Source organism: Streptomyces atriruber, assembly GCF_001418325.1.
GTDB classification, from domain to species: domain Bacteria; phylum Actinomycetota; class Actinomycetes; order Streptomycetales; family Streptomycetaceae; genus Streptomyces; species Streptomyces atriruber.
Map to the genome: position 1 here is coordinate 1 of NZ_LIPN01000586.1, position 3,109 is coordinate 3,109.

2 protein-coding genes and 2 pseudogenes are annotated in these 3,109 nt (G+C 71.1%); 3 read left to right on the forward strand and 1 reads right to left on the reverse strand.

What is annotated here, in order from left to right; genetic code table 11:
- A pseudogene (locus AOK03_RS38860) lies at window positions 1-410 on the forward strand (DUF1349 domain-containing protein); the annotation flags it as partial.
- A 20-nt stretch (window positions 411-430) separates the two neighbouring features.
- Here the strand turns inward: AOK03_RS38860 and AOK03_RS38865 are convergent.
- Window positions 431-832 carry a winged helix-turn-helix transcriptional regulator gene (locus tag AOK03_RS38865; protein WP_055570065.1) on the reverse strand — a complete coding sequence of 134 codons (402 nt, stop codon included), beginning with the start codon at window positions 830-832 and terminating at the stop codon, window positions 431-433.
- A 92-nt stretch (window positions 833-924) separates the two neighbouring features.
- Between AOK03_RS38865 and AOK03_RS38870 the strand changes: the two genes are divergently transcribed.
- Both AOK03_RS38870 and AOK03_RS38875 read left to right on the forward strand, forming a co-directional pair.
- Window positions 925-1,764, forward strand: a complete 840-nt coding sequence (locus AOK03_RS38870) for an SDR family oxidoreductase (protein ID WP_055570066.1) — start codon at window positions 925-927, stop codon at window positions 1,762-1,764.
- A gap of 114 nt (window positions 1,765-1,878) precedes the next feature.
- Window positions 1,879-3,109: pseudogene (locus AOK03_RS38875) on the forward strand (hypothetical protein); the annotation flags it as partial.

Genomic DNA, 3,109 nt, shown 5'->3' on the forward strand with positions numbered 1-3,109 from the left:
CCGACCTGGTCCGCCTCGCCACGGGCGCGAAGGGGCCCGGCGACTTCACGTACGTCACGCTCGCCACGTACGGGAGCGGCGAGGCGAAGACCACCCTGGCCGACCTCTCCAAGGCGGTCCGTTCCTGCGGTTCGGGCTTCTCGGCCGAGGCCAAGGGCAACAAGGGGGCGTACTCCTCCATCACCGCCGAGACCGCCGCCGAGCCGAGCGGTGCTGATGAGTCGCTCGCCTTCCGGGTCACCACGAAGCTCGAGGGCATCACCCACACCATGCGCGCCCAGGTGGCCCGCCACGGAGACACCGTCGCGATCTACTACGCGGTGGACGGCATGGCCTTCACCCAGGCGCGCCCCGGCAACGCGAAGGTCGGCAAGGCCGTCGTGGAGGCGCAGAGCGCGAAGCTGGCGTAGCGGTCGCGGAGGCGCGGTCCCTAGGGTTCGTTCTTCGGGGCCCCGTCTTCGCGCTGTGGCGCCTGCTGCGGCAGCCGCTCCGTGATCCGGTCGAACAGGTCCGTCAGCGGCTCGCCGATGTGCTGTCCGAACTCGGTCAGCCCATACGTGACTTGAGGCGGCGTCGTCGGTTCGACCTCCCGCCGGACCAGGCCGTCCTGGACCAGCGCGCGCAAGGTCTGAGAGAGCATCTTCTCGCTGACGCCCTGAATGCTGTCGCGCAGCTCGAAGAACCGAAGGTCCGTGTTCCGCAGGGAGATCAGGACCCAGATGCCCCACCTGCTGGTGACGTGGTCGACCACGCCGCGCGCGGGGCAGTCGGTGTGAAACACCTCATAGGGACGGTCCGACCCGGCCTGCGTCAGCTGCGCGCCTTCCCCCATGTCCGGAGCTTACCTCTGGGTACGTCCTTACGGAAAGTAAGTCCGGCTCCTAGCGTCAACTGCCTTGGTGCACAACCGACTGGGAGCAGAACATGATCGTAGTGACCGGGGCCACCGGAAATGTGGGACGACCTCTGACGCAGGCCTTGACCGAGGCGGGCGAGCAGGTGACGGCGGTGTCGCGGCACGCGGCGGCGGTACCTGCCGGGGTGCGGCACGTGGCGGCCGACCTGGCCGATCCGGCGGGCCTCGCCCCCGTGTTGGACGGGGCGAAGGCGCTGTTCCTCCTCCTCTCCGGCGACCTCCACGCGCTGGATGCCAGGCCGGCCGACCTCATCGACCTGGCCGCGGCCGCCGGGGTACGCCGGGTCGTCCTGCTGTCCTCGCAGGGCGTGGCGACCAGGCCGCTCGGCCCGACGCGGGTCGTGATGCGCGGATTGGAGGACGCACTGCGCGAGTCCGGCCTGGAGTGGGCGGTCCTGCGGCCGGGCGGCTTCGCCTCCAACGCCCTGGCCTGGGCGGAGTCCGTCCGCACGCAACGGACGGTCGCTTCCCCCTTCGGCGACGTCGGGGTTCCGGTCGTCGACCCCACCGACATCGCCGAGGTCGCGGCGGCCTGCCTGCTGGACGCCCGGCACGCCGGTGGGGTCTTCGAGCTGACCGGGCCGGAGGTGATCACGCCGCGTCAGCAGGCGGAGGCCGTCGCCGCCGCACTCGGCTCACCGGTGCGGTTCCACGAACTCACCCGGGACGAGGCGAAGGCCGCGATGATCCGGTCCGTGCCGCCGGAGCTCGCCGACGACACCCTGGACATCATCGCCGCCCCGAACCCGGCCGAGCTGCGGATCAGCCCGGACGTGGAGCGCGTCCTCGGCCGCGCCCCGATCCCCTTCAGCGGCTGGGTCGCCCGTAACATCGCAGCTTTCCGCTGATCCGCGAGGTCCGCTCGCCCCGATCGGAGCCGGTAGCATCCGCAGGTTCCGCATGCGGGGAAACCAGCGGGGAATCACGCAGGGCAGAACATGGGAGAGAGGTAAGAAGCGCGGATGCAGTCGCTCTGGAGCTGGCACCAACTTCAGTTGATGAAGGCCAGGGACTTCTTCGAGCCGGACATGGACATCATCTACGAGCGGACCGTGGACGATGCCGTGAACGACCCGAGCACGGAGCAACTGCTGCGGGCGCACAGCGGCGTGACGAAACCGGACCTCGAGCAGGACCTGCTCGCCCCGCTCTTCAAGGACTTCACCATCAGCCGGTGCCCGGACGTCGAACTGCAGACGTTCGAGAGGGCCGGTGAGGCCCTGGCGGACATCGAGGAACAGCGTCGGCTCGCGCGGAGCGAGGCGGCCTGGGACTGGCGGGTGGCCTGTTCGCTGATGGCGGTCGCCGCGCTCGCGGTGCTCCTCTTCGGCAATCTGCTGTGGCTGGGCGCGGCCGTGGTGACCGTGGCGGCCCTGCTGACCGCGCTGGGCTGGTGCGGCGCGGCAGTGAGCGGCCACGTGCTCCAGTCCTTCAAGGAGGCCGCGCTGGCCGTCAGTTGGGCGGTGCAGCGCGTCGAGGTCGGGGTGCGGGCCGTCCGGTGGGGCAAGGTGCTCCTGAAGGAGGGCATCCTCCCAGCGGTCCCGCATGTCGTACGCCGCCTGGTGGGCGACGAGCCCGACTCCATGTTCCTCCCGGACCGGTCGTCGGGGCTGCGCACGCCGCGGTCTGCCGCGCACGTCGTGGACACCCGGGCGATGCTCCAGCTGGAGCGCAAGCTCGGCCAGGTCGAGTACGGCACCATCGCGGTGTGCGGGCCACGGGGCTCCGGCAAGACGACCCTGCTCGAACAGTGCGTCGGGAACGCCGAGTTGGGCCTGCTCGCCCAGGCCCCGGCCACCTACGCTCCCCACGATTTCCTGCTCTCCCTCTCCGTGCGCCTGTGCGAGACCTATCTGAGCGGCGAGGGGTACGACGTCCCCGAGTTCACCCGCCTCTCGCCCACCCGGCGGCTGCTGCGCCGGGCCCGGTCGCGGCTGCGGAAGCTGGGCCGCTGGAGCGTGTTCGCCGTCCCCGCGGCCGCCCTGTTGGCGCTCGGCCTGTACGCGCCCGCCCGCTCCCTCTACACGCAGCACGCCGACTCCATCGGGGACACCGGTCGCGAACGGGGCGACGTGCTCCGCGACGGTGTCGTCGACATCTGGCAGGGCCACGCCGTCGTCGCGAGCCTGTGCGTCACCCTCGCGGGTCTCGTGTGGTGGCAGTCGCGGCACGCCGCCTGGCTGCCCCGGCTGA

What these genes read in the sequence shown, in the direction of transcription:
- AOK03_RS38865 (WP_055570065.1), bottom strand. Translation starts at nt 832, where the DNA reads ATGGGGGAAGGCGCGCAGCTGACGCAGGCCGGGTCGGACCGTCCCTAT.
- AOK03_RS38870 (WP_055570066.1), top strand. Translation starts at nt 925, where the DNA reads ATGATCGTAGTGACCGGGGCCACCGGAAATGTGGGACGACCTCTGACG.